The sequence below is a fragment of the Alteromonas sp. B31-7 genome (assembly GCF_015767655.1).
Lineage (GTDB): Bacteria > Pseudomonadota > Gammaproteobacteria > Enterobacterales > Alteromonadaceae > Alteromonas > Alteromonas australica.
The window spans coordinates 2259619-2281702 of sequence record NZ_CP065233.1 but is presented as its reverse complement, the minus strand read 5'-3'; the positions used below and the strand labels follow the sequence as shown (position 1 = coordinate 2281702).

Below are 22084 nucleotides of genomic sequence, written 5' to 3'. Positions count from 1 at the left end.
ACTCTTTGGCAATGAATTACCCTTTGCTTTCGGGCATAAGACCAATCCGCTGAAGCCTAAATCAATCATACTCTTGAATCGAATCTGATGACTAGGCTCGAATTAACGTACAAAAATGTATCATACTGAACGACTCAAAAGTACGTAAAGCGGACCTTTGCTAGGCTCAAGTTGAAAATCTTTGTCACCGAAAAAAAGCGGCTACGTAGCAGCACATCAGCTTTATGTTTTCAGGTCGCATTTTGCTAATAGGACTAGTAGTATAAAACAGGACGAACGAATTCACTCAGTTTACAAATTAAGGGAAATGAAATGGAAAGGATGACGACGATTAGGTTAATAGTATTTTGGGCAAAGTTCGCGGCTATACTATTCACTCTTCCTACTGCTGCACAAAGTTTGAGCCAACATCAAGCTGATCTAGATACCTATTTAAAGGCCCTTAGTGACAATAATAAGATTATGACTGCGGTGTATGTGACTGAGAATGGTGTTCCACGTTATGAGCACTATGCTGGTCTTGCTTCAGTCGAAGATAATAGTCCAATCTCTGCCCAAACACGTTTTCGAATTGGCTCAGTGACAAAGACATTCACAGCGGTACTCGTAATGCAGCTTATCGAAAATAGAAAGCTGAGTTTGGATACAAAGCTAAACCAATTCTACCCTGCCATTCCTAATGCAGAACACATCAACATTAAGCATTTATTGAGTCATCGTTCAGGGATATTCAACTATACCAATGACCCTGACTACACGAGTTTTATGACGACCCCGCAGACAAAAGAAAAGCTTCTTTTAAGGATTCAAGGGTATCGGCCTGAGTTTAGCCCGGGTAGTAAACACAAGTATTCTAACTCTAATTATGCGCTCTTAGGCTTCATTATTGAATCGCTATACGACAAGCCGCTTAACGAAATAATTATTGAGAAAATTACTCAACCATTAGATTTAAACAGCACTTATTACGGTAATAGCATTGAAATTGAAGAAAATGAAGCCTCGTCTTATCGACATAGCGGACACTGGATCAAGCAGCCAGAAACGCATATGAGCGTGCCTCACGGAGCAGGAGCAATTGTTTCTACTGCGAAAGATACCAATCAGTTTTTTACTGCGTTGTTTGACGGTAGACTGATATCAAGCGATTCTTTGCGTGCCATGATGAAGCTTGAAGATGGTTATGGCCTAGGTATGACAGCGGCCCCGTTTGGCGAGAAGAAGTTTTACGGGCATTTTGGTGGCATTGACGGATTTGTTTCCGCAGCGGGCTACAATACAGAAGATGGTCTAAACGTAACTGTGCTAAGTAATGCATTGAACTATAACTTCAACGATGTTTTGATTGCAGTTCTAAAAAACATGTACGGTCTTTCTATAGATATTCCTGACTTTTCTGCAAAACCTATAACGTTAAGCGAAAAGATTTTAAGCTCATTTGAAGGTAAATATGCGAGCACAAAAGTGCCTATTAAGATTCGCTTTTGGGTTGAAAATGGAAGATTAATGAGTCAAGGAGAAGGTCAAGGCGCTCTTCCGCTGACAGCGTATTCAGAAACAGAATTTCGTTTTGATCCTGCGGGTATCGTCATCAACTTTAACAAACCGAGTGCCTCATCATCTCAATCGAATGGTTTCATTCTGAGCCAAGGCGGTGGTAAATATGAATTCAAACGCCGGTAATAGCAATTTAAGCTAGTTTTCTTTGCCTAAAGTCAGAAGTTGAAAATAGCATCGTTTAACGTCTGCTATTTGTCTAATGCTTCCGCTAAAACTATGAAGATAAAAGAATGATACTTTTTTGTTTAGTATGATTGTTTTTTGTTTTGGGTGATACTTTTTTGTCAATCGACAATTACAGTTTAGAACATTCTCGAGACTGACAATATAGCGCAAAAAGGCCTAATCCGACGAGAATAATCAGAGGATGAAATAGCAAGTTGTGTACAACCGATTGTTCCCAAATAAAGCTATGTGATATAGCGCTGATAATGAATATCAGGCCAATTACCAGCAACCAAATGCGGTTAAAAATGGCATGTGAAATAAAGACTTTACTCTTACGTTGTTGGTTATTCATTGTGCTCTCCTAAAGCTTGTTTGAACGGATGTAGTCGATTCGCCGGTTCAAACTATGCCGTAAAATATTTTCATATAAAAAGGATTTGAATCCCTTTAAATTATTACCATGGGCTTGATAAAACGTATCGGGAGAATCAAAAATGCCAAAATCATCGACAATCCCTTCACTTTGAATGAAAGTGTTTTTTCCACACCAAGCAATGTTAGGTGATTGCAGGTTTTTAGTGGCGATGGCGTAACCTGAAAACGTCGTAGCTTTTGGGAATCGCTTTTGAACACTGTTTAAATAGCCGTTATCGAGAATAAAGCCTTCCAACGAGATCCACTCTTTGTCATGTTGTACTTCTACCCAGCTATGAATGATTAGCCGTGGGGCGAGTATATACAGTAAGCCCGTGATAGCACCTTTTTGCAATCGCTTATCGATGGTAAACCCATGCAAACGACATGCAATACCGGTTGCCCTTAACAGTGCCATCAGTAAGGTTGCCTTGGTATTGCATTGACCAAGACCATCTTTAAGCACCTCCGAAGCAGCTATATCATCACGTTTGTTATACCCAAATGCGACATCGTTTTGTATAAAGTGGTAAATAGCACCAATACGCTCAGAGGTAGTCAGTGACTGCCACTCCTTTTCGGCAATAAGCGTCTGAATAGCGGGCGTATCGAAATCAAGTAGGGGAGTGGCTTGTAAATAAGTGGCGTTGATAGGTGACATTAGCGTGCCTCCTCTAGTCTTGTAACAAACTCATCAAAATGTATGGGTTTACCGGCGCGAACGGGTATGAATTCGCCGGTAAAGTGTTCCTCAACCAATACCAATGCTTGGTCGCTTGTATCGTGAGCACCTAACGCAACTATGTCGAATTTTTGTGACATTAACGCAATATCATTAAGTACATCTTGTTTACTGATGGGAGAAAAAAGCCCGCTACCTGACGCCAAACGACGCTGTATATCTATACCAGCAATATGCAGCCGGCCTGTTTCAAGTGGAAAATGTACATCGCCGATTAACGCATATAGAGGAGCCTCAAAATGTGTTTCAATATGGGTTATCAGCGCAGTCAGTGTTTGATGACCACACCCGACAACTACCACGAGTCCTTTGTTTTCGAGATGGATCACCAAGGCTTGTTCGTCAACTCGGCCCAAGACTAGCTGTCGAGGAATGGGGCCGGTTGACGCCAGTGAATCCATGAGTATCGTCGGCTTGTCGATAGTCGTTACATCCTTGCCAGGATAGCTAAGTGGGATGGGGGCAAAAATAGACGTATTCACCAGTGCTGGTTGGTTAAAACCAAAGCCTATACTGCTTTTTTCTTCCCATGTACGCCCACCAATATGATCACGATGGAAATGACTAATAAAAACAGTATCAAGTTCATCAGTGTTTACATCAAGGCGCTGTAAGTTTTGCTCAAGTGGAGATTCTTGTGCTTGTTGTCGGTTGTGTCCCAGATCAAATAACACGGTGTGCTTATCCGTTTGCACTAAGTATGAAACACCAGCCTCTGTGGCAAACCCCGGCTCCCCATAAAAATTAACCACGGGCGTGACACTCAGTCTGTGTGTACTTTCTCCAATCGATATGGGTGTAAAGCGCTGAGATGTCCAGTATTGCGATAATGCACTAGCGGATGACTGGTGGCGAGCGTCAAAAATAAACAATGAAGCAATCACGCACAGTGCGATCACACAAAAGATTATTGCTCGCTTCATCACATCACGCCATACATTGTAATCGGCTAAAACCGGCGCGAGATCGGGAGGGAGGGGCATAGGTTTGAGCGCCGATACGTTACTACCTCCGGTATTACCTTTTGGCACCCACCCCAAAAGATAGCCTGGGATTGTTGCAACGATCCTGAGCAGTTGTCCAAAAATTTCACGGACATCCCGTTGTTTTAGTCCGATCTTCAACATTAAAAGATGAGCGTGTATATGAGGAATAAGATAACGTTGACCCAGAATATGCGCACGCTCTAACGCGATGAAGGCAGATGATAAATCTCCTGTTGCTTCGAGTTCCCGAGCCAATTTCTTTGAGCGTTCATATTCACGTTTTAGAAGTGGTTTCATAATTTTGCTGCCTTCAAACTGTCTATGAACCGGAATTATTCAAGGTTTTAGTCGAAGGGTATTGAACAAATCGCCTGTATTAAGCAAAAGCGCCTATTGTTTATCCATATTTTGGGTTTGTCCTGGTGTTACGCCAATAGTGTCGCGCAGAATTCGTGTAAAATGAGCTTGATCGGCAAAGCCTGCATCATAAGCGGCATCCGCTAAGGAAGCGCCTTTTGCTAATGATTGAAATGCCAAGTTTACCTGTTTCCATACAATGATTTTTGAAAATGGGACGCCAAGGTAGTGTGTCGATAAGGCGCGAAGTCTAGAGACTGAAAGACCTACATGTTTCCCGATAAGCTCGACAGTCGGGCGCTTATCGATACTGTTGAGATAAGTCATCGCCGAGATTAGTCGTGCGTCAATGACACTGTTATTTTGATGATAAAGTGTTTCCAGCTTATTCATCATGTCACGCAAAGGAATATCCGCTAACAACGTGTCTAACATTTCCAGAGAGAGGCTTTGTACTATTAAACCTTTTTGCTGAGAGGGTTGCAGAGCGTCGGCAAAAAAAGAATCTGGTTCAATAAGTAGAATGACGATGGGTGATGATGTAGTAATTCTATGTTTAACACCTGAGGGAATTAACCACCCATTACCTTGTTTTTCAAATGTGTTGTCATCGGTAACAGTAATGCCTGCGCCTGCAACCAACTGCAGAGCGGCATGGGCATGCAAATTATTTTCTGCGCTCATACCTCGAAACGCAATCCAGGTTTCACCAAAACAATATTCGCCTTGCCATTTCAAATTAAATTTACCTTTGTTCGTCAGAGAGGAAAGGTTTATTATCACCGTCGAACATCCTATCTTTAAAATCCTCCTATGTCTAATACGGTTTAGTATTAGACATAGGGTGCAAGAGTAAGTATAGTGTTGCAACCTTAACCAACAATAAAAACACATTTGGCCATCACTAAACCTACACCGTTGTTTCCCACGTATACTGAGCTGGCAGAACTCAATTTATCTGACTATCCACAACTAAGTTCATTCTTAGATAAGCAACCAACATGGATTAGACAGCACTGGGACTGGGCAAAAGATTACCTTTTGTATATCGGTCGCAACAAATCACAACACACGTATGTGCGTTTTCGAAATGACATCGAAAAGTTTCTACTGTGGGTCTTCATGGTGGATAAGCAGCCAGTGGACGATTTACGCAAAGCAGATATTTTGCGATACATTGATTTTTGTGTGGCGCCACCGGTTAAATGGATAAGTACGCAGCTCCATGACCGATTTAGCTTCAAAAACGGATACTTTGCTTCAAACCTTAAGTGGACGCCGTTCAGGCAAACGCCGCCCAAATACGATAAAGATAGAGTGCTCGATCCGAAAAAGTACCAACCGTCATTGCAGACCCTAGAATCTACCTTTGTGGCATTAAGCTCTTTTTATCGCCATCTCATCGATGAAGAAATTTGTTTCGGCAATCCTATTCCATTAGCAAAACGTGACTGTAAATATATGATAAAAGACAGTCAGGTGAAAACTATCAGTCGATTAACAGAACAGCAATGGCAATATCTCCTAGATACCGCAGTTGAAATGGCTGATAACGATCCGCTTGTGGAACGCAATTTATTCGTTATTGCTACCATGAAAACCCTATTTCTGAGACTTTCAGAGCTCTCAGAACGCCAAGACTGGACACCGTTGATGAGTCATTTTTGGACAGATGAGGACAACAACTGGTGGTTTAAGACCTATGGAAAAGGCAAAAAGATTAGAGATATCACGGTACCACCGGGTTATCTTACGTTTTTGAAACGATATAGAGAATGGCGTGGACTGTCACCGTTGCCATCCAAAGGTGAACAAACCGTGTTGGTCGAAAAAATACGAGGTCGTGGAGGTTTAACAAGCCGTCAAATATCCAGGCTCGTGCAGCAAGTATTTGACGCAGCTTTCGATAAGATGAAGTCAGAACAAGGAGTAGAAGCCGCACAGAAATTAAATGAAGCAACGACACATTACTTGCGTCACACCGGTGCCAGCATGGAGATTGAACGTGACAGGCCTTTGAAAGATTTATCTGAGGATCTAGGTCATTCAAGTAGTGCGACCACTGACACAGTTTATGTGCAAGTGGAGCGAAAACGCCGAGCAGCATCAGGTAAAGATAGAAAAGTTCAATAGCTACATTTGACATTTAGTTAGGCAATATCTCGGCTTAAGCCTTTGATATAACTACTTGTGTCTTACAATTATATTGTAGAGGTGATTCGCTTATGTCAGGGACAATCGGAAAGATTGCAAAACTAATCGGTGTGAATAAAGAAACTATTCGCTTTTATGAGCGCAATGGCTTAATCAGTCAGCCACAAAAGCCCTCTGAGGGTTATCGATTATATCCTAAGGAAACGGTTGATAGGATCCGATTCATAAAACGCGCTCAAGAATTAGGATTTACGCTTAAAGAAATAGAATCTCTGCTGTCGTTAAATAGCGAGTGCTGTAGCAAGGTAGAAGCGCTAGCAAAACAGAGGCTTGCATCTGTGCAATCTAAGCTGGAAGACCTAAAACAATTAGAGCATGCGCTATTGGAGAGCATCACTAAGTGTCAGACGAATGATGATGATAGCCATTGCCCCATTATTAATGCCTTGTCACCAAAGTAAATGTATCTAACTATCTAGAGCATCCCGCTAACAAATCACAATGAAATAACTAATCAAGCTTGACTCTGTACTAAGGTACATACTTTATACTCGGTGCTATCTTATGCAATATCGAGATTAAATATGATCAACGACGACTCTAAAATGCCGATGGTGGGAGGTATTATCGCGGCGATCGGGGCAGGCATTTGTTGTGTAGGTCCGTTAGTCCTATTGTTGCTTGGAATAAGTGGCTCATGGATTAGTAGCCTAACCGCTTTTGAACCATACCGTCCAGTTTTTGTAGTGACCGTCATGCTCTTCCTTGGCTATGCAGGTTATAAAATCCATCGGCCGATTGAAAAATGCCAACCAGGCAGTGTCTGCGCAATTCCGCAAACAAGGCGTCGTCGTCAAATTGCCTTTTGGATAACGTCATTAATAGCACTTGTTTTGATCACAAGTAACTATTGGCTAGTTTGGTTAATCTGATTTCGAGAACCTTACACAATCCCTAAAACATTTTAAAACAGGAAAATATTATGAAAAAACTATTACTTACGATGGCTTTACTTTCAAGCACCACCGCGTGGGCAGAGTTAAAAACAGTCACGCTAGAAGTACCTAGCATGAATTGTGTTACTTGTCCCGTTACGGTCAAATTAGCACTGAAAAAAGTGGAAGGTGTGAAAACAGTCGAAGCCACATATGAGCCAAATGAAGCTATTGTTACTTTCGACGATACGAAAACCAATACAAAAGAGTTAATGGCAGCCACCGAGAATGCAGGCTATTCGTCTAACGTAAAAAGTAGCGATTAATCTATGAACGCACAAGGCAGCTCTAATTGTTGTGCAAGCAAGGCGAAGCAACTTCATGTTGCTATTATTGGCAGTGGGTCTGCGGCATTCTCATGCGCCATTAAGGCGGCAGAAAATGGTGCAAGGGTCACCATAATAGAAGGAGCCGACGTAATAGGCGGGTGTTGTGTTAATGTCGGCTGCGTTCCATCAAAAATTCTCATCCGCGCCGCTCAATTAGCGCATCAACAACGAAGCAACCCTTTTGAAGGCATTGAAGACCACGAACCTAAAATAGACCGCACGCTTTTATCGCATCAGCAAATCAGTCGCGTAGAAGAATTGAGAACTACAAAATACCAAAATATATTGGAAAACAATCCTGCATTAACCTTGATTAAGGGGTATGCCCGGTTTATTAGTCAAAATGAGCTGAATATTACCCATACTGACGGTACCGAAGTAACACTACTTGCAGACAAGTTTCTTATTGCAACAGGCTCAACACCCACCATCCCTAAAATAGAAGGACTACAAAACACCCCCTATTGGACTTCAACAGAAGCGTTGTTCGAAAAAAAGCTACCTAAGAGCCTTGCAGTAATTGGCTCATCTGTTGTCGCTGTAGAAATTGCTCAGGCATATGCTCGATTAGGTTGCAAAGTTACTATTTTAGCGCGCAATACCTTGTTGAAAAGTGAGGATCCACTGTTGGGCGATAGATTAAGTCAGTGTTTTGAAAAAGAGGGTATTGAAATTAGAAATAATTCTCAAGTTACTCGAATCACCCATGATAAAAACGGTTTTTTAATACAGACCCAAGATGAGAATTTGCTCTGTGAGAAGTTATTGATATCTACAGGTCGTCACGCAAACACTTCAAGGCTTCACTTAGATGTCGCAGGTGTTGTGACAGACAATAAAGGTGCAATCATTGTTAATGAAAAACTAGAGACAAATATCTCTCATCTATACGCCGCAGGTGATTGCTCAACCATACCTCAATATGTGTATGTTGCTGCGGCTGCTGGCAGCCGTGTTGGTTCGAATATGACAGGTGCTAACGTGAAACTAGACTTATCAACAATGCCTGCCGTTATTTTTACCGATCCTCAAGTTGCCACTGTTGGTTTGACAGAAGTTGAAGCCGAAAAACAAGGTATAAGCGTTATTAGCCGAGTTTTAGAGATGGACAATGTTCCAAGAGCCTTAGCCAACTTTGAGACAGACGGTTTTATCAAGCTTGTAGTAGACAAGCAATCTAATAAGCTTATCGGAGCACAAATTCTAGCACACGAAGGTGGTGAGCTAATCCAAAGTGCTGCCCTTGCGATTTACAATAAAATGACAATCGATGACTTAGCAAACCAACTCTTTCCTTATCTTACAATGGTCGAAGGACTGAAACTGTGTGCGCAAACTTTCAGTAAGGATGTCAGTGAGCTGTCTTGTTGCGCAGGTTAGTAACTGAAAACCTATTCAGGATGTTATTTATGCAAATATTTCTCATTCGCTATGCATGATTTTGGTTTTTTGTTTAAGAAAAGCATTAAGTGAAACCTTTAAAAAAATAATATATAAATAACAGGTGCTTACGTTAAAATATCGAATTTCAGTGACCTAAACGGTAGTTCAGCCGTATTAGGTCTTAAAGGTTTAGATTATTAACATACAACGGCAGAACGTATTTTACCTACCTAAATTAAGAGAAAGGGTAAGACTACTATTGTTATTAAATAATGGAATACTCAATGTAGCACCTAATGGCTAGACACCTTTTTAAATACTTTTATACTCTATTTAACATAATATATATTATGCGAAATTAAGTATATGGAGGTTTAGGGGCGTTGATGCCAGTATTATTAGTTGGTTTGTCGTGCGTGATGGCTTACATACTTTTTTGGCATAGCGTCGCGCTGTGTTAGCCAAATGAAATAAAACGTGCAGAAAATGTGGTTAGCTTAATTAATATAATATGCGTGAGATTTAAATCTGAGTGATAAGTGGCGGCATTGCCTCTCACATTTTACGTAGCTGAACGTTTGAATGAGCGTTGTATTGACTGATGTCATTGCTCGTTTTAAATGAACGCCCAAAGACACAATACATAATTAGAAATGGCATAACGTCTAACTAACGGTGAAAGAAAAGAAAAACGGATTTACTCCTAACTATTGGCTGCATAATTTGGCTGAATAATAACGGGCACTTGTAGCTAGCAATCTGTTTTGTAAAACCTACAGATAGCATTTTATTTTAAGAAATAATGTTTTTCTAACGTGGCAATATCATCTTCAAAGCTTAGTTTTTTCAGGCTTCTTTTATAGGTACTTTTGGCAGTATTGATTGCGTTTACGCTCACATCTTCATCGGGTAATTTAGATAACGCTTCTAATGATTTGAGTAATTGAACAGAAACTTCAATCATATTCGCGCCGTCCCGCGCTATAGGTGTAAAGGCGTCATTAAACATATCTGCGGTATTAAGTTTTGGTACGGTAACATTTGTGTACTTTTCTAATTGCTTATTTTTATCACTGTGTTGAGAGTCTTTCTTTTCGCTGTGGTTAACGTTGTTGTTTTCTTTACGTGACCAATATGTCAGCAAGCGTGTGTAGCTGCCAATAATGCTTATGGCGGTGCCTGGGTCGTTAACTGATGGCGATAACGCTCTAGCGCCTATTTCCGCCAATACAATAAGACCAAACCTAGCATCGGCCTCAAACGAACGTTCGTCACCAATATTGAACGCTGATATTAGTGTGCCTTTTGACGCAGTGATTGCACCGTGCTTTAGTTGCTGGCCAGTAGCGGCGTTCGATTCTATATACGCAAGAGGTTTATCAGGGGTAACAAAATCTCCTGGCAATACTTGAATGTGCACCCGCGCATTGTTGTTACTGGCCCAGGTATGGGCTTTGGGCATATCGACAAGTTGTACGTACCCTATTTCGTCAGTAAAAATGGGTTCTGCCCCCTGCTCTACTAACGCGTTTATGTTGGGGGGAATGGTGCCCGCTAACCTTGGGTTGTTAATACGATGGTGTATGGCTTTGCTAGCAGCATCTTCTACCTTTTTCACGGTTGACCCTACACGCCCTAGCCTAGCAACGCTGTCTACCCAGCGAATAAACGTGAGTATAACCACGGCAAAGACAATACCTGTAAGAACAAACAGTAGAAACACGCCAGCATCTGCAAAAAAGGCGTTTTTTGCCGTAGTTAATGCAACAACGCTGAATATAAATGCGCCTACAAACGTAGATAATGCGTTTTGTGATACATCATCAGCAATCAGTAAGCTGACAGATCGCGGTGTTGATGAGCGACTAGCCGAGGCATACGCGTTCACCATAGTGCCTGCAGAAAAAGTGGCAATGACCAACATGCTTGAGGCCATTATTGACAGCAAGGCTTCCACCGACGCTTGATCTATAACGGGTAAATGCTCGGCAATGGGGAGTCCATCTGCAATTTTCGCTGTAAATACGGCCGCGATGGACAATACGCAAAAGGTTAAGGGCTTTACCCACAAACGCTCTTTAAAGCGATATACAAGAAAGCGAAATTTATCTACTGATATGGGTGCATCCATGGTGACTTCCTTTATATGACAACGGTATTTCGCGTTGTGGGCGTTATTTGTTTCTACGGCTATTACCCGAACATCGTTTAGAACAGTATTTTACCTGAGCCCAATTTTTCTCCCATTTCTTACGCCAAACAAAAGGTCGCAGGCACACTGGACACATTTTTTCGGGTAGTTCAGACTTCTTCATTATTCTCCAGCTTATTGATAAAGGCATTGGCGTGTGCTTTCATTGCATCAATATTGTCGTCTTTCATACGCTCATAGGTTTTATATATCATTGCCATACGTGGGTTCCCCTTTAGCTTTTCTTTTTGTTGGCTAATGAAATTCCAGTATAAGTAATTAAATGGGCATGCTTTTTCGCCGGTTTTTTTAGAGACGTGATAACCGCAATTTTTGCAGTAGTTAGACATCTTGTTGATGTAACTGCCGCTAGCAACATAGGGTTTACTGGCTAAGTGGCCTCCGTCACTGTACAAGATCATTCCCGCGACGTTGGGAAGCTCTACCCACTCGTAGGCATCGGCATACACTAAAAGGTACCACTGCTGAACGTCGTTGGGACTTAACCCTGCAAGCAAACAAAAATTACCAATAACCATTAAGCGTTGAATGTGATGTGCGTATGCATTGGCTTTGGTTTCTTTAATGCACTGGCGCATACAGTTCATGTTGGTTTGTGTATCCCAGAAGAATGCGGGAAGACTACGGGTGTGGTTAAAGTAGTTACCTGTCTTTAGTCCCGGCATGAAATACCAATAGAAACCTCTCACGAATTCTCGCCAACCAAGAATTTGTCGAATAAACCCTTCTACAGAGTTCAGCGGCGCGGTGCCTGCGTAATACGCTTGTTCTGCTGCGCTTATACATTCTAACGGGGTTAATAGCCCGCAATTTAGGTAAAGCGCTATGTGTGAATGGTATAGCCAAGGTTTACCTTCAATCATGGCGTCTTGATACTGCCCAAATTGAGGTAACCTTTCGTCAATAAAGGTGTTTAAGACTTGAAGGGCTTGTGTGCGGGTGACCGCATAATGAAAGGGTGTTAGGTCGCCAAAATGGTCACAAAAATTATCTTCAACCAGTGATATTACTTCTTGTGTAACAATATCGGGGGCAAATTTTGAATGCAGGGGAACCTGTTCTGTTGCGCTCATGGGTTCTCTATTTTGAGCGTCATAATTCCACTTCCCACCTACGGGGTTTTTGCCTTCCATTAAAATCCCATGTTTTCTGCGCATTTCCCGGTAAAAAAATTCCATACGATACTGCTTACGACCGTCGGCCCACTGTTTAAATTCGTCAATGGTGGCCAAAAAACGTGGGTCATCTTCTATGGTAACAGGTACATTTAATACCTGTTGCCATTGCTGCATGCTTTTGTATAAGCGGTATTCGCCGGGCATGGTAACTTTCACGTGGTCGAAGCTACCCTTCGCTAAGGTATGTTTTATTTGTTCAAGTAAACTGCCTTTGTTTTCTGCTGAGTCATATTTTATATAGGTTACCCCAAAGCCGTGTTCTGTTAACTGCTTTGCAAAATGACGCATCGCACTAAATAAAAAAGCGATTTTCTTTTTATGATGTTTTACATAGGTAGCCTCTTCTTTCACTTCTGCAAGCAAAACGCGATCGTTCGCTTTATCCGCCTGACTGAGTACCGGTAGACTTGGCGTGAGTTGGTCTCCAAGCACAAGAATAAGAGTTGCCATTCACCTACCCCTTTAATTGTTGAAACGCATCTAAAGCACGTTCGCGGGATGCTTTTAAATCGACAATGGGTTTGGGGTAATGGGTACCTAGTTCAAGGTTTGCTTCTTTGGCAATAATGGGTGGCGTTTCCCATGGTTTATGAATGTATTTATCGGGTAGGTCTTTAAGCTCAGGGCAATATTTTCGTACGTACTTACCTTGCTTATCAAACTTTTCCCCTTGCAGTATGGGGTTGAATATTCGGAAGTACGGTGCCGCATCGGCGCCGGTGCCAGCTACCCATTGCCAACTTGCACTGTTGCTTGCTAAGTCAGCATCAAGCAAGCAGTCCCAAAACCACTTTTCTCCCTCATGCCAACTCAGTAATAGGTTTTTTACCAAGAACGAGCCCACGATCATTCTTACACGGTTGTGCATATAGCCGGTTTGCCACAACTCTCGCATGCCTGCATCTACAATAGGAATGCCAGTGTTGCCCTGCTGCCACGCTCGTAATGCTTTGTTATCACTTCGCCAATTAAATTTATCAAACTTTTCGTTAAAGTTTTTATTCGGCAAGGTGGGGAAATGAAACAGTAAATAGTAACTGAATTCTCGCCACCCTAATTCACTCAAATAGGTATCTATGCTTTTATCTTCTGAATGACCAAACTTGTCTTTGATGGCATACCAAATCTGGTTAGGAGAAATTTCTCCAAAGTGCAAGTGAGGAGAAAGTTGAGATGTGCCGGTGACAGACGGTATATCCCGTTTATCTTTATACGATCTAGCCCCTTGCTGAATAAAAGTAGCAAGCTTGTCTGCCGCGCCTTCTTCACCGGGGTGCCAATGGTTTGGAAAGTTAGAAGCCCAATCCAGTGATGGGAGCAGTGTCAAACTATCAATACTATCACCTTTATTTTTTACATCAGCATAAGTGATACGCGAAGGCGTTGATTCTGGGTAGCGTGGCGGCTCTACATTTAAGCAGCCTTTTCGATAATAAGGCGTAAATACTCGGTATGGCGTCTTATCTTTCTTAAGCACCTTCATAGGCTCCCACAACAAGGCACCGTTAAAACTCTGAGGTTGAGCCCCCTTTTCAATGAGTTTTTTCTTTATGGCCTTATCGCGATTTATTTGCCAAGGTTCATAGCAACGGTTCCAGTATATGTGTTTAACATCGAAGGTTTCCATCAAGGATAAGACTATCGTTTCTGCATCGCCTTTAAAAATTTGCAAATGGCCGTTTAGTCTTTTATTCAGACTGCTGAGCGAGTGATGCAACCACCACTTACTGGCCCCTCCAGGCTCTCGTCCGTCTGGCGTTTTCGTGTCGTAAATATAAATGGGAATAATGTTTCCCGACGCGCAAGCAGCATTCAAAGCGGGGTTATCTTTCACTCGCAAATCCTGCCTAAACCACATGATGCTTACTGGAACCGTCACAATTTTTCCTTTTTTAATGAGTCTTTATTAAGGTTTAGTTCGTAGTGTTTTAATCAACAACCTGTCTTCTACGTTTTACTGGGGCGTAAAGATCCTGTAGTTAAAAATAATCCTGTGATTAATATGGATAATATAAATACTCAGCCTGCGAACACCGCCGAATCACACCTTCGACAGACTCGTGGTCTATTTTGGTTCAGATACGACCTTCGCTTACATGACCATGCTGCACTAGCGGCAATGACTCGCTTAGTTGACGAAATGACCCTTGTGTATATTCTCGATGAAAGCTGGTTTTGTCCAAATGCTTATGGCGTTCAGTCAATGGGCGAACACAGATATCAATTTTTAATGGAATCGCTTTCAGACTTACATAACGCATTAACCAGTGTAGGGCATGAATTGGTTGTTATCACGGGTAATGTGGCCGAAGTGCTTGTTGAATTATTGACTGAAAATAGCTTTAGTCATCTAGGTGTTAGTCATTACGGTGGCTTTAATGAGGTTAAAGAAGTCGACGTTATTCAGCAATATTTCCCAGCGGTAACCATGGTCACTGGCAATACGTGTTCTTTGTACAGTCCCGCCACACTGCCATTTGATGTGAACGACACTCCCGATGTGTTTTCGCCATTTCGCCGCAAAATTGAAAAACACGGCGTGAATATTCCAGCGTCAGATGATGTTACCCATTGGCCATTGTCTTTCACACCTCGCATGAATAAATCCCGTACGATGACGTTGAGTGCGCCACCACAACTTGATGACGAATGCACAGAAACTTTTACAGGAGGAGAGCGTGCCGCCCTTGCGCATTTACATCGCTATCTCTTTGATTGGAAAGGTGCTTCAACTTACAAAGAAACCCGAAACAGCCTCGATAATTGGCGAGACAGTACCAAGTTATCTCCTTGGTTAGCCATTGGTGCCTTATCACCTAAGACGGTGATGAGACAACTGTTTGCGTTTGAAGAAAAGCACGTTAAAAACGACTCTACTTATTGGGTTTATTTTGAATTGCTTTGGCGAGAATTCTTTTTCTGGTTACAACAAAAACATGGAAGTAAGTGGTTTGCCTATTCAGGCATTCATGGAAAGCAGCCAAATACCAGCCACGACCCTCAGGCATTCTTATCATGGTGCAATGGCACTACGGGTTACCCCATCGTTGATGCTTGTATGCGGCAACTGGCAAAAACCGGTTTTTTATCTAATCGAGGGAGGCAAATCGTCGCCAGTTGTTTTGTGCATGAGCTGCGCCAAGACTGGCGGTATGGCGCAGCTTGGTTCGAGCACAAATTAATTGATTTTGATGTAGGGAGTAATTGGGGGAACTGGCTTTATCTCGCTGGCGTCGGGAGTGATCCAAGAGGCCATAGGCAATTTAACTTGCTTAAACAGACAGAAGCCTACGACCCCAACGGAGAATTTTGCAATAAGTGGCTGTCATAGATACCTCAGAGGTCACGTTAATTTGGTTAAAGCGTGATTTACGACTACGAGATCACGAACCGCTTTATCGGGCGATACAAAATAACGAAGCTATTATTTTGTTTTACTGTTGGGAGCCTAGCCTCATGAGCGACCCGCATATGTCTGATCGGCACTGGCAGTTTGTACACCAGAGTTTAGAGGCCATAAACGCGCAAGTGCCGGCTTCAATAAGCGTTTTGCAGCTTCATATGGAAATGTTGGCGGCATTGGACTTTCTTAGCCAACATGTTGGGGTTACGCGTATCAGAAGTCACCAAGAAATCGGTGTTTCGGTTACGCATAACCGAGATTTGGCAGTGGCCGAGTGGTGTAGCCGGAATCAAGTGACATGGCATGAAGCCAAAAGCGGCGCGGTTATCAGAGGATTGCCGAACAGAAAAGCGTGGCAAAGTAATTGGGAGTTGACCATGCATGCTCCTACTCTAGACCCTGATTTATCCCAAGCTAATTGGTTCCCTTGGCAGCATCTTCCAGTGATGAAAACCCGTGTGTATCAACCCTCGCTAGTACAACATGCTCTAATGCAACCCGGGGGGGAACCTCGCGGTTGGCACGTCATGCATCATTTCTTTAAAGGTAGAGGCGAACGGTACCACCGCGATATTTCTGCACCGCTAGCTTCGCGCACGTCCTGCACACGATTAAGCCCCTACATCGCGTGGGGAAATCTATCGATTAAGCAGGTTTACCAGTTTGTTGTACACCAGAAGGCAGCGAAAGAACACACGACGAAATCGTGGCGAAGCGCCATTAACGCCCTGCTCTCGCGGTTACACTGGCATTGCCATTTTATTCAAAAATTTGAAAGTGAACACGACATGGAGTGTCGGCCTATTAACAAGGCATACAACCAATTTCCATACATTGATGGCCCAGAGGCAGAGCGGCGCTTTTACCTTTGGAAAAACGGACGCACAGGCTATCCGTTGGTCGATGCCTGCATGCGGGCGTTGAAAGCCACGGGCTATTTGAATTTTAGAATGCGTGCCATGGTTACCAGCTTTTTATGCCATCACTTAAATGTGCATTGGCTAAAGGCTGCTCACTATTTAGCGAGCCAGTTTTTAGACTTTGAACCAGGCATTCATTATCCACAAATTCAGATGCAGGCTAGCGTAACAGGCGTCCACACTGTTCGCCTGTATAATCCTCATACGCAATCTCAACGGCTAGACCCTAATGGAGAGTTTATTAAGCGATGGGTGCCAGAGCTTTCTCTGTTGCCTTCCGACGCCTGTCATGCTCCTTGGATGTTAGGTCCGTTAGAGTGTGTGATGCTAGATTTTGACCTTGTTCGTGATTATCTACCGCCCATTCTCGACATTTCTTATCACTCAAAGTTAACGGCTGACCGTTTATGGCAGTACCGAGAACGAGACGATGTCTTACAAGAAGCGCAACGTATTGTTAGGCGTCATACATTAAGCCATAGCCCGTCTCGACAATGGGTAAGTCAACAGATGCGCAAAACGAAATGATCATTTCGCTCGGTGCACTGTTACATTGTGCCATGAGTTTCACTATTCATGACATCATGAGGGCTAGCGGTTATTTTTTCTTAACCACTCATTTAACAATTTAATTTGGCCACACTTGTACGCGGCATACATTAGCCTGACTGAATTAGACACTGCTTCACTGTCACTCCATCCGGTTTTTTCGCGAATTTCATCGTAGCAAAGCTTTGCTTCTGGCGAGACATAACCGCGAACCAGTTTTTTACCTGCTTCTCGTTGGCGTTCACGAAAGCGACGTTGCTTATCAGCGTTCGCTTTTGCTTTGTCTTTTACTGTACTTTTTTTGGTTTTTTCTGTCATAGTAATCACAAGCTCGTTAGATATTCGAGTTTACCATGCGTTTTTGTGAAGAAAAATGACTGTTCAGAGTTGTTTGGCTTACAAGTGTTCGCTAAATTAGCATCGTAATTTTTAAAACAACGAGTTGGGAATGTCAGAACAGAAAAACAGCTTTAATAGAGACGACCTTTTAGCCTGCAGTCGCGGTGAAATGTTTGGCCCGGGAAACAGTCAGTTACCTGCGCCAAATATGCTAATGATGGATCGTATTGTGTCTATAACAGAAGACGGCGGTGAGCACGGTAAGGGTGAAATTATCGCCGAATTGGATATTTCACCAGACCTTTGGTTCTTCGATTGCCACTTCCCTGGTGATCCCGTCATGCCAGGCTGCTTGGGCTTAGACGCCATGTGGCAATTAGTTGGCTTTTTCTTAGGTTGGAGCGGCGGTCCAGGTAAAGGGCGAGCGCTTGGTGTGGGTGAAGTGAAATTTACCGGCCAAATTTTACCAACAGCGAAAAAAGTGACTTACAAAATCACCATGAAACGTGTCATTAAGCGCAAGCTGTTTATGGGCATGGCTGATGGTGTGGTTGAAGTTGACGGTAGAGAAATCTATGTAGCGAAAGATTTAAAAGTCGGTTTGTTCCAAGATACCTCAAACTTTTAGCCAGTTTCGCTAAGGGCGCACACGTTGTTGCCCCTATAATGAAAAAAGCCCCGCTAGGGGTAATGCCGATCAGTTAAGAAATAATTTAACGATCGGTTGACCGATCTTTTTAACGGTTCAAAATCCGATATCAGGTTCTGATATCGGATTTTTTATGCGTTTTGAAAGCGAATTAGCGAATGTTTTTAAGTCTTCAGACAATTTTCACACCTTTGAAAAATATGCGGAGCTTCTTTCTCCAGAGCTTATTAAGCAAGGCTTCGAACAAGCAGGTGTCGCTACTATTCGTAAACGAAGGCTGCCTTTAGAAACAGTACTCTGGTCAATTGTTGGCATGGCACTGTATCGGCAAGAATCTGTCTGGAATATCGCGACGCAGATGGACATCATGCTGCCAGATAAAAAGGCTTTAGTTGCACCAAGCGCAATGGTTCAAGCTAGGCAACGATTAGGAGAAGATGCAGTGCGAGAAGTGTTTCGTTTGATGGCAAAAAATAGCTATGAGTCTACGCGGTTTGAGCGTTGGGCGGGACTCAATTTACTTGCTGTGGATGGTGTCGTTTGGCGAACCGCCGATACACCAGAAAATCATAAGGTGTTTGAAACGCAAAGTAATCAGCATAGTGAAAATATTTACCCCCAAATCCGTATGGTCTGTCATATGGAGATTACTAGCCATCAGCTTATAAATAGCGCTTTTGCAGGCTATCGTACCAATGAAATGAAGTTGGCAGAGGAGCTAGTAGAAACAACCCCTGACCATTCTTTAACACTATTCGATAAAGGGTACTACTCGCTTGGCTTACTAAACCGTTGGCACCAAGCTGGTGAGCAAAGGCATTGGATGATACCTGCTAGAAAAGACCTTCGATACGAAGTGATAAGCAGCTTTAGTAAGCAAGACAAGCATATACGCCTAGCGTGCACGCCTCAGGCAAGAAAGAAGTTCGAAGATTTACCTGAATTTATAGAAGCTAGATTAGTAACCAAAACTATTAAAGGAAAAACGTATAGGATGTTGTCATCAATGGTGGACCCATTGCGTTTTCCTAGCGACGAGATGGTAGAGTTGTATCGATATCGCTGGGAGATTGAACTGGGTTATCGCGAGATGAAGCAGTCACTACTGAACAATGAGTATACGCTGAGAAGTAAACGCCCAGACATGATAAGGCAAGAGTTATGGGGCGTTCTATTATGTTACAACTTAATCAGACAAGGTATGACTGCGGCGGCGAATAAACTAGGCGGTGTATTACCGAATCAACTCAGCTTTACAAGTTGCGCTATGGCCATTACGCACTTCTTCGTTACTGTATCTCTAAGTAGCCCGGGGAACATACCAAAAATATACAATGCTTTACTTACTCAGATGGGATACTGCTTACTTCCGCCGAGGCGCGAGGACAGGTGTTATCCAAGATGGGTTAAGCCAAAACCCAAGAAATATCCTCTCAAAAAGAAAAAATGCCAGTCAGCTTAACTGACTGGCATTACCCGCTAGGGGCTTTTACATGCATAATCATTAAAAGAGAAGGCGTTACTTGACGCTCAGTCCTATGTGCCTATCCTCTACTGCCTCACGCCAGCCTCCTAACCATTGAGAGCGCGCATCGTTCTGTTGAAAAGGACATATGTCCTTAGAACGACCGCTAATTCCTGCCTGATACCCTTTTGAATGGGCGCGTGTCAGTTTGTCTCTTTTTTGTCTTTTCATTGATTAGCCTCTTGTCTTTGTTGGATGTGCAACAAAACTTTTCCTAGGCGCTCTACATCTATTTTGTCGATAGTGCCGGAAAATTTTTTAGTGCACACTACTGTGATAGTGCAACTGACCAAATGGTTCAAGATAAATTACAAGTTAAATGGCTTGACAAACCATAAGATGATGAAGATTTGAGGATTTTATTGTTACACTTTTTATGCATAAATATTTCATTTTTTAAATGCATAAGTAATAAAAAAGCCGCTCTAGAAAGAGCGGCTTCAAAACAGGTTTCTTAACCCTTTTACTTGAACCAGCGTCGGCGGATGAAGGCCATACCAGCAAGCAGCAATAACCCTAACTGAGAGGAACTTGCCCCTGAGCGTTCATAAGGCTCATCCTCTTCTTCCACATCACAGTCTTCAATGGTGCCTGTCGAGGGGGTTAGTTTTACTGCGACAATTGAATCCACTTCTACAGTCTCACCTTCAGAATTGATAATTTCAACCCCTGTAATATAGGTGCTTGCTTTCTTGATCCTCGCGTTAGCAATAATTTCGTCGTCATCATTGATATCCAACGCTTCTACTAGCTCATAGTCGCTATCACAAGAAATGAGATCGTTAAGGTCAGTAAATTCTTCGGTCTCAATGTCGTACATGAACGCATGTGTTTCGCGCAATGTATCTGACGTTGCTTCAATATCGGCTTTACCTACAATGATATTGTTGTTGTTTATCGCATTGGCAATAACCGCAGACGTCGTGAAAAAGCCATCGGGGTAAACTTGTTCTGTGGTGTCTAGGTTGTAAGCAAATAAACGCGCACGAGCAATATCGCTGTACGCACGTAAAACCGCACCTGTTACCCAATTATTGTCGTTAATGGCAATCGCTTGGCTAAGCAAGTTTTCTTCCCGTGGTAGTAATTCCACCGTTTCACCATCACGAAATACGGTGGCAACGCGTTCGCTCTCCGTTAACCCCGAAGAGTTAGGGCGAGTAATGGTAACCGTGTCGCCGGTTAAGCCCTCGCCCACAGCAATGCCTTGGTTATTAATATCATAAGCATAGGTAAAATAATGGGTTGTGCTGTCTTCATCAGGGTCGAACAATAACGGGAAGGTATCCGTACTAATGATGTCGCCATTAACGTCAATTTGCCAAATCGTAGCATTCACTTCTGAGGCAAGGATAAAGCTCGACATAAAGCTAGTTGAATTGGTAACGAAGTAACTTGAAATACGTGGCACGTTAAAGTCGCCAGCGTAGATGTTGTAGTAACAGCGCCCTTCAGGGATATCGCCACGCAATTCATCGTCTTCACAGATTTCGATGGCATCATCCACCGTATCTAGAAAGCTCACCGTACTAAACCCAGCCACTTGCAGGTTACTGTTAATGGCACGGGCAGAAGCAAAACCACCTAGCGTGTCATCAACGGGCGTTAAAATACTGGTGTTATTAGAGGATTGTACGAAGGCTTGCTGTGTTGATTCAGGATACGTGTAGTTGATGGTATTGCCATCTTCATCTTCGTATTCATCTAAAATAACCAGACCTGTTGAGTCGCCAACGATGAAGTTACCGTTTAAGCTATCTTGACCAATGGCTTCAACCGACTGCGTGTAATCGTCAAACTTGTCGGTGACTTCGTCCAGCCCTGGCACCAAATCAAAGTCGTTGGTGTCAGTCATATAGGTACGATAGCTCGTTAGCTTTTGCCCTACAGAGGCGCTTTGGTTGCTAATGAGGTAGCTTACAATAAACGTATAGTCAGCGTCAGTGAATACACCTTGACGTGCATCGTCTTCATTTTCTAACGAGCCGCCGTAGAGGTCGAAGAAGGTGGTATCGTCTTCTAATTGTTCCACATCTACCGGTGGGTTGTACTCCGATTCTACCGTGGCTAGCATCTTGCCAGCGTTATCAATTGAGGTGGCAAAGTAATTTCTACTTTTGTCCTCTAAAGGAAGAGGCGTCACTGAATAGGTTGCGGCTAAGGCCGAAACACTTCCTGTTGCCAACAGAACGGCGGCGGCAAGCTGAGTTCGTTTCATCTA

The 22084-nt window shown here is 42.8% G+C and carries 21 protein-coding genes; 10 read left to right on the top strand and 11 right to left on the bottom strand.

Going from position 1 to position 22084, the window contains the following annotated elements; genetic code table 11:
• Nucleotides 1–312 precede the first annotated feature (312 nt).
• Nucleotides 313–1683 (top strand): serine hydrolase domain-containing protein, encoded by a 1371-nt coding sequence (locus IUA53_RS09620; RefSeq protein ID WP_020744069.1) that lies wholly within the window; start codon nt 313–315, stop codon nt 1681–1683.
• 172 nt (nt 1684–1855) lie between these two features.
• Here the strand turns inward: IUA53_RS09620 and IUA53_RS09615 are convergent, their stop codons facing one another.
• The 4 genes from IUA53_RS09615 to IUA53_RS09600 all read right to left on the bottom strand — a co-directional run bounded on the left by IUA53_RS09615 (nt 1856) and on the right by IUA53_RS09600 (nt 4965).
• Nucleotides 1856–2080 (bottom strand): hypothetical protein, encoded by a 225-nt coding sequence (locus tag IUA53_RS09615; protein ID WP_012518526.1) that lies wholly within the window; start codon nt 2078–2080, stop codon nt 1856–1858.
• Nucleotides 2081–2089: 9 nt separating this feature from the next.
• Nucleotides 2090–2803 (bottom strand): transglutaminase-like domain-containing protein, encoded by a 714-nt coding sequence (locus tag IUA53_RS09610; protein WP_012518527.1) that lies wholly within the window; start codon nt 2801–2803, stop codon nt 2090–2092.
• Nucleotides 2803–4167, bottom strand: a complete 1365-nt coding sequence (locus IUA53_RS09605; RefSeq protein ID WP_012518528.1) for an MBL fold metallo-hydrolase — start codon at nt 4165–4167, stop codon at nt 2803–2805. Before IUA53_RS09605 ends, IUA53_RS09610 begins: the two co-directional genes overlap by 1 nt.
• Nucleotides 4168–4260: 93 nt before the next feature.
• A complete protein-coding gene (locus tag IUA53_RS09600) occupies nt 4261–4965 on the bottom strand; it encodes a helix-turn-helix domain-containing protein (protein ID WP_015067768.1) in 705 nt (234 codons plus the stop codon).
• A gap of 156 nt (nt 4966–5121) precedes the next feature.
• Here IUA53_RS09600 and IUA53_RS09595 point away from each other — a divergent pair, with 156 nt between their 5' ends.
• The 5 genes from IUA53_RS09595 to merA all read left to right on the top strand — a co-directional run bounded on the left by IUA53_RS09595 (nt 5122) and on the right by merA (nt 9085).
• Nucleotides 5122–6360: a tyrosine-type recombinase/integrase gene (locus IUA53_RS09595; protein ID WP_012518530.1), complete on the top strand. Its 1239-nt coding sequence runs from the start codon at nt 5122–5124 to the stop codon at nt 6358–6360.
• Between the two features lie 92 nt (nt 6361–6452).
• A complete protein-coding gene (gene merR, locus IUA53_RS09590; RefSeq protein ID WP_015067767.1) occupies nt 6453–6842 on the top strand; it encodes an Hg(II)-responsive transcriptional regulator in 390 nt (129 codons plus the stop codon).
• Nucleotides 6843–6965: 123 nt separating this feature from the next.
• Nucleotides 6966–7313, top strand: a complete 348-nt coding sequence (locus tag IUA53_RS09585; protein WP_015067766.1) for a mercuric transporter MerT family protein — start codon at nt 6966–6968, stop codon at nt 7311–7313.
• Between the two features lie 50 nt (nt 7314–7363).
• Nucleotides 7364–7642, top strand: coding sequence for a mercury resistance system periplasmic binding protein MerP (gene merP / locus IUA53_RS09580; protein WP_012518533.1), 279 nt, complete (start codon nt 7364–7366; stop codon nt 7640–7642).
• Nucleotides 7643–7645: 3 nt separating this feature from the next.
• A complete protein-coding gene (gene merA, locus IUA53_RS09575) occupies nt 7646–9085 on the top strand; it encodes a mercury(II) reductase (protein WP_052806657.1) in 1440 nt (479 codons plus the stop codon).
• 790 nt (nt 9086–9875) lie between these two features.
• Here the strand turns inward: merA and IUA53_RS09570 are convergent.
• The 4 genes from IUA53_RS09570 to IUA53_RS09555 are packed head-to-tail and all read right to left on the bottom strand — an operon-like array spanning nt 9876 to nt 14357.
• The gene (locus IUA53_RS09570; protein ID WP_196899351.1) at nt 9876–11219 is read right to left on the bottom strand and encodes a DUF2254 domain-containing protein; all 1344 of its coding nucleotides are present in this window, start codon (nt 11217–11219) and stop codon (nt 9876–9878) included.
• A gap of 43 nt (nt 11220–11262) precedes the next feature.
• Nucleotides 11263–11403, bottom strand: coding sequence for a DUF2256 domain-containing protein (locus IUA53_RS09565; protein WP_081869487.1), 141 nt, complete (start codon nt 11401–11403; stop codon nt 11263–11265).
• Entirely contained in the window at nt 11390–12928 is a 1539-nt protein-coding gene (locus IUA53_RS09560) for a cryptochrome/photolyase family protein (RefSeq protein ID WP_196899349.1), read from the bottom strand. Before IUA53_RS09560 ends, IUA53_RS09565 begins: the two co-directional genes overlap by 14 nt.
• A 4-nt stretch (nt 12929–12932) precedes the next feature.
• The gene (locus IUA53_RS09555) at nt 12933–14357 is read right to left on the bottom strand and encodes a cryptochrome/photolyase family protein (protein WP_044057144.1); all 1425 of its coding nucleotides are present in this window, start codon (nt 14355–14357) and stop codon (nt 12933–12935) included.
• Between the two features lie 123 nt (nt 14358–14480).
• On the opposite strand from IUA53_RS09555, the gene IUA53_RS09550 reads away from it, so the two are divergent.
• Nucleotides 14481–15809: a DASH family cryptochrome gene (locus IUA53_RS09550; protein WP_196899347.1), complete on the top strand. Its 1329-nt coding sequence runs from the start codon at nt 14481–14483 to the stop codon at nt 15807–15809.
• The gene (locus tag IUA53_RS09545; RefSeq protein ID WP_231401299.1) at nt 15797–17329 is read left to right on the top strand and encodes a cryptochrome/deoxyribodipyrimidine photo-lyase family protein; all 1533 of its coding nucleotides are present in this window, start codon (nt 15797–15799) and stop codon (nt 17327–17329) included. Before IUA53_RS09550 ends, IUA53_RS09545 begins: the two co-directional genes overlap by 13 nt.
• Before the next feature lie 63 nt (nt 17330–17392).
• Here IUA53_RS09545 and IUA53_RS09540 read toward each other — a convergent pair whose 3' ends face one another.
• Complete coding sequence (locus IUA53_RS09540) at nt 17393–17668, bottom strand: hypothetical protein (RefSeq protein WP_044057142.1); 276 nt, start codon at nt 17666–17668, stop codon at nt 17393–17395.
• Between the two features lie 130 nt (nt 17669–17798).
• Between IUA53_RS09540 and fabA the strand changes: the two genes are divergently transcribed.
• Together fabA and IUA53_RS09530 are read left to right on the top strand one after the other, a co-directional pair.
• A complete protein-coding gene (gene fabA / locus IUA53_RS09535) occupies nt 17799–18317 on the top strand; it encodes a 3-hydroxyacyl-[acyl-carrier-protein] dehydratase FabA (protein WP_044057141.1) in 519 nt (172 codons plus the stop codon).
• 154 nt (nt 18318–18471) lie between these two features.
• On the top strand, nt 18472–19800 hold the full coding sequence (locus IUA53_RS09530) for an IS4 family transposase (protein WP_196897847.1): 1329 nt from the start codon (nt 18472–18474) through the stop codon (nt 19798–19800).
• Nucleotides 19801–19857: 57 nt separating this feature from the next.
• Here IUA53_RS09530 and rmf read toward each other — a convergent pair whose 3' ends face one another.
• Together rmf and IUA53_RS09520 are read right to left on the bottom strand one after the other, a co-directional pair.
• On the bottom strand, nt 19858–20034 hold the full coding sequence (rmf, locus tag IUA53_RS09525; RefSeq protein ID WP_044057140.1) for a ribosome modulation factor: 177 nt from the start codon (nt 20032–20034) through the stop codon (nt 19858–19860).
• A gap of 292 nt (nt 20035–20326) precedes the next feature.
• Nucleotides 20327–22081, bottom strand: coding sequence for a DUF3466 family protein (locus tag IUA53_RS09520; protein WP_196899345.1), 1755 nt, complete (start codon nt 22079–22081; stop codon nt 20327–20329).
• Nucleotides 22082–22084: the final 3 nt, after the last annotated feature.